Genomic DNA, 5,411 nt, shown 5'->3' with positions numbered 1-5,411 from the left:
ACCTACTTTCACACGGGTAGTCCGCACTATCATCGGCGCTGCCTCGTTTCACGGTCCTGTTCGAGATGGGAAGGCGTGGGTCCAAGGCGCTATGGCCGCCAAGCAAAACTGGCTGATACACCGATCTCTCGGCGCATCGAATTTCATGATCCGCTCTGTAGTCTCGCCACAGAGCCAATCATCGATAGAAGAAGTAACCAACTATTGGGTCGATTGTCCGCAAACCCTGGCCTCAGGCCTCTTGGGTTATAGGATCAAGCCTCACGGGCAATTAGTATCAGTTAGCTTAACGCATTACTGCGCTTCCACACCTGACCTATCAACGTCCTGGTCTTGAACGACCCTTCAGGGGACTCGAAGTCCCAGGGAAGTCTCATCTTAAGGCAAGTTTCCCGCTTAGATGCTTTCAGCGGTTATCTCTTCCGAACTTAGCTACCCGGCGATACGACTGGCGTCATAACCGGTACACCAGAGGTTCGTCCACTCCGGTCCTCTCGTACTAGGAGCAGCCCCCTTCAAACTTCCAACGCCCACTGCAGATAGGGACCAAACTGTCTCACGACGTTTTAAACCCAGCTCACGTACCACTTTAAATGGCGAACAGCCATACCCTTGGGACCGGCTACAGCCCCAGGATGTGATGAGCCGACATCGAGGTGCCAAACTCCCCCGTCGATGTGAACTCTTGGGAGGAATCAGCCTGTTATCCCCGGCGTACCTTTTATCCGTTGAGCGATGGCCCTTCCATACAGAACCACCGGATCACTATGTCCTGCTTTCGCACCTGCTCGACTTGTCAGTCTCGCAGTTAAGCATCCTTATGCCATTGCACTATCAGTACGATTTCCGACCGTACCTAGGATACCTTCGAGCTCCTCCGTTACACTTTGGGAGGAGACCGCCCCAGTCAAACTGCCTACCATGCACGGTCCCCGATCCAGATAATGGACCTAGGTTAGAACCTCAAAGGGGTCAGGGTGGTATTTCAACGTCGGCTCCACAGAAACTAGCGTCCCTGCTTCAAAGCCTCCCACCTATCCTACACAAACCACTTCAAAGTCCAATGCAAAGCTACAGTAAAGGTGCACGGGGTCTTTCCGTCTAGCAGCGGGGAGATTGCATCTTCACAAACATTTCAACTTCGCTGAGTCTCGGGTGGAGACAGTGTGGCCATCGTTACGCCATTCGTGCGGGTCGGAACTTACCCGACAAGGAATTTCGCTACCTTAGGACCGTTATAGTTACGGCCGCCGTTTACCGGGGCTTCGATCAAGAGCTTGCACCCCATCAATTAACCTTCCGGCACCGGGCAGGCGTCACACCGTATACGTCCACTTTCGTGTTGGCACAGTGCTGTGTTTTTAATAAACAGTCGCAGCCACCTTTTCACTGCAACCCCATCGGCCTTCACCTGTACAGGCTACAACCTACCGGGGCACACCTTCTCCCGAAGTTACGGTGTCAATTTGCCGAGTTCCTTCACCCGAGTTCTCTCAAGCGCCTTAGAATTCTCATCCTACCCACCTGTGTCGGTTTGCGGTACGGTCTTTCTGTAACTGAAGCTTAGCGGCTTTTCCTGGAAGCAGAGCATCAACCACTTCGTCTGCAAGCAGACTCGTCATCACGCCTCAGCTTAGTCTCGCGGATTTGCCTACGAAACACGCCTACACGCTTAAACCGGGACTTCCAACACCCGGCTGGCCTAGCTTTCTCCGTCCCCACATCGCATTACAGAAAGGTACGGGAATATTAACCCGTTTCCCATCGACTACGCTTTTCAGCCTCGCCTTAGGGGCCGACTCACCCTGCGCCGATGAACGTTGCGCAGGAAACCTTGGGTTTTCGGCGACAGGGACTTTCACCCTGTTTATCGCTACTCATGTCAGCATTCGCACTTCCGATACCTCCAGCATGGTTCACACCACACCTTCGCAGGCCTACGGAACGCTCCTCTACCATATGCTTACGCATATCCCTAGCTTCGGTTCATAGTTTGAGCCCCGTTACATCTTCCGCGCAGGACGACTCGACCAGTGAGCTATTACGCTTTCTTTAAATGATGGCTGCTTCTAAGCCAACATCCTGGCTGTCTATGCCTTCCCACTTCGTTTTCCACTTAACTATGCATTTGGGACCTTAGCTGAGGGTCTGGGTTGTTTCCCTTTCGACACCGGACGTTAGCACCCGATGTCTGTCTCCCAAGCTCGCACTTGACGGTATTCTGAGTTTGCCATGGTTTGGTAAGTCGCGATGACCCCCTAGCCATAACAGTGCTTTACCCCCGTCAGTGATACTTGAGGCACTACCTAAATAGTTTTCGAGGAGAACCAGCTATTTCCAAGTTTGTTTAGCCTTTCACCCCTATCCACAGCTCATCCCCTAGTTTTGCAACACTAGTGGGTTCGGTCCTCCAGTGGGTGTTACCCCACCTTCAACCTGGCCATGGATAGATCACTTGGTTTCGGGTCTACACCCAGCAACTGAACGCCCTATTCGGACTCGCTTTCGCTACGCCTCCCCTACTCGGTTAAGCTTGCTACTGAATGTAAGTCGCTGACCCATTATACAAAAGGTACGCAGTCACCCCACGAAGAGGCTCCCACTGTTTGTATGCATCCGGTTTCAGGTTCTATTTCACTCCGCTCCCGCGGTTCTTTTCGCCTTTCCCTCACGGTACTGGTTCACTATCGGTCGATGATGAGTATTTAGCCTTGGAGGATGGTCCCCCCATCTTCAGACAGGATTTCTCGTGTCCCGCCCTACTTGTCGTACGCTTAGTACCACCGATTGCTTTTCATATACGGGGCTATCACCCACTATGGCCGGACTTTCCATTCCGTTCTATTAAACAATCGACTATCACGTACAGGCTCTTCCGCGTTCGCTCGCCACTACTTACGGAATCTCGGTTGATTTCTTTTCCTTCAGCTACTTAGATGTTTCAGTTCGCTGAGTTCGCTTCCTCAGACCTATGTATTCAGTCTGGGATACCCTTGCGGGTGGGTTTCCCCATTCGGACATCTCCGGATCAAAGCTTAATTGCCAGCTCCCCGAAGCTTTTCGCAGGCTTACACGTCCTTCATCGCCTATCATCGCCAAGGCATCCACCAGATGCACTTATTCGCTTGACCCTATAACCGAAGAAGCCTGAGTCCTGTTCTCCCTTCCGGTCGACCAGTCTCATCTTCTGATTACAGGTGTTTGCGTTATCTTCCACCAGCGCTGACTGTGCTGGCTTCCGATCGATACAATCAACCCAATTTACTTCCAACCCACCACACAGCATCGCTGCTGCACAGTGTGTCAGATCATTGGTTACTTCTTCCATCTTGTTAAAGAGCAAAGTACCTTATGGCTAAGAAGCCAAACAGCAATAAACCATCCATCCCTGACTCCGGATAGTGATTCACTGGTGTTTGTTCTCTTGGCGTCGAGTCCTGCCAACTAGGCAGGTGGTGGAGGTTGACGGGATCGAACCGACGACCCCCTGCTTGCAAAGCAGGTGCTCTCCCAGCTGAGCTAAACCCCCATTACGGCGCTTGGTGGGTCAGATAGGAATCGAACCTATGACCCCCGCCTTATCAAGACGGTGCTCTAACCGACTGAGCTACTGACCCAGCTTGCCTCGACTGAGCTACAGTCTCTCGACTGTCTCTCGGTACTTCACAACACACAACCGATAAGTGTAGACACTTGACCCTTGGGTCTTCTCTAGAAAGGAGGTGATCCAGCCGCAGGTTCCCCTACGGCTACCTTGTTACGACTTCACCCCAGTCATGAATCCTACCGTGGTAACCGGCCTCCTTGCGGTTAGCCTAGCTACTTCTGGTAGAACCCACTCCCATGGTGTGACGGGCGGTGTGTACAAGGCCCGGGAACGTATTCACCGCAGCATGCTGATCTGCGATTACTAGCGATTCCGACTTCATGCACTCGAGTTGCAGAGTGCAATCCGGACTACGATCGGCTTTCTGGGATTGGCTCCACCTCGCGGCTTGGCAACCCTCTGTACCGACCATTGTATGACGTGTGAAGCCCTACCCATAAGGGCCATGAGGACTTGACGTCATCCCCACCTTCCTCCGGTTTGTCACCGGCAGTCTCCTTAAAGTGCTCAACTGAATGGTAGCAACTAAGGACAAGGGTTGCGCTCGTTGCGGGACTTAACCCAACATCTCACGACACGAGCTGACGACAGCCATGCAGCACCTGTGTCTAGGTTCCCTTTCGGGCACATCCACGTCTCTGCGGACTTCCTAGCATGTCAAGGGTAGGTAAGGTTTTTCGCGTTGCATCGAATTAATCCACATCATCCACCGCTTGTGCGGGCCCCCGTCAATTCCTTTGAGTTTTAATCTTGCGACCGTACTCCCCAGGCGGTCTACTTCACGCGTTAGCTGCGTTACTAAGGTATTGCTACCCCAACAACTAGTAGACATCGTTTAGGGCGTGGACTACCAGGGTATCTAATCCTGTTTGCTCCCCACGCTTTCGTGCATGAGTGTCAGTGTTAACCCAGGGGGCTGCCTTCGCCATTGGTGTTCCTCCGCATCTCTACGCATTTCACTGCTACACGCGGAATTCCACCCCCCTCTGCCACACTCTAGCCACGCAGTCTCCAATGCAGTTCCCAGGTTGAGCCCGGGGATTTCACATCAGACTTGCGTAACCACCTGCGCACGCTTTACGCCCAGTAATTCCGATTAACGCTTGGACCCTACGTATTACCGCGGCTGCTGGCACGTAGTTAGCCGGTCCTTATTCTTCAGGTACTCTCATCCCCGCCTAGTATTAGCAGGCAGGATTTGCTCCCTGACAAAAGAGCTTTACAACCCGAAGGCCTTCTTCACTCACGCGGCATGGCTGGATCAGACTTGCGTCCATTGTCCAAAATTCCCCACTGCTGCCTCCCGTAGGAGTCTGGGCCGTGTCTCAGTCCCAGTGTGGCGGATCATCCTCTCAGACCCGCTACGGATCGTCGCCTTGGTGAGCCTTTACCTCACCAACTAGCTAATCCGACATCGGCCGCTCGTATAGCGCGAGGCCCTAAGGTCCCCCGCTTTCATCCGTAGATCGTATGCGGTATTAATCCGACTTTCGCCGGGTTATCCCCCACTACACGGTACGTTCCGATGCATTACTCACCCGTTCGCCACTAACCTAGGAGCAAGCCCCTAGATCCGTTCGACTTGCATGTGTAAAGCATGCCGCCAGCGTTCAATCTGAGCCAGGATCAAACTCTTGAGTTCAATCTCTGTTTTGAAACATTTCTGGCATTTCGCAAAATCAATCTCGTCGAAACGATCTTGATCATTACGTAAGCCTTTGACCCTCAAGTCAAATGCCTACGCTTATCGGTTGTATCTTGTTAAAGAGCGTTTGCTTCTTCAGACCCACTCCGCTAAACTCAT

At 52.6% G+C, this 5,411-nt stretch carries 2 tRNA genes and 3 rRNA genes; all 5 read right to left on the bottom strand.

Annotation, left to right across the window (positions count from 1 at the left end):
- Positions 1–103 (bottom strand): 5S ribosomal RNA (gene rrf / locus V7714_RS20490); the annotation flags it as partial.
- A 147-nt stretch (positions 104–250) separates the two neighbouring features.
- Positions 251–3,131, bottom strand: a 23S ribosomal RNA gene (locus tag V7714_RS20485).
- 322 nt (positions 3,132–3,453) lie between these two features.
- Positions 3,454–3,529 (bottom strand) — tRNA-Ala (locus tag V7714_RS20480).
- A gap of 11 nt (positions 3,530–3,540) precedes the next feature.
- Positions 3,541–3,617, bottom strand: a tRNA-Ile gene (locus V7714_RS20475).
- 98 nt (positions 3,618–3,715) lie between these two features.
- Positions 3,716–5,249, bottom strand: a 16S ribosomal RNA gene (locus V7714_RS20470).
- Between the last annotated feature and the right edge of the window lie 162 nt (positions 5,250–5,411).

It is taken from the genome of Chitinimonas sp. JJ19, from assembly GCF_036961565.1.
Classification (GTDB): Bacteria; Pseudomonadota; Gammaproteobacteria; order Burkholderiales; family Chitinimonadaceae; genus Chitinimonas.
Note: the sequence above shows the minus strand (reverse complement) of the source record. Positions and strands in the feature narration are given on the sequence as shown.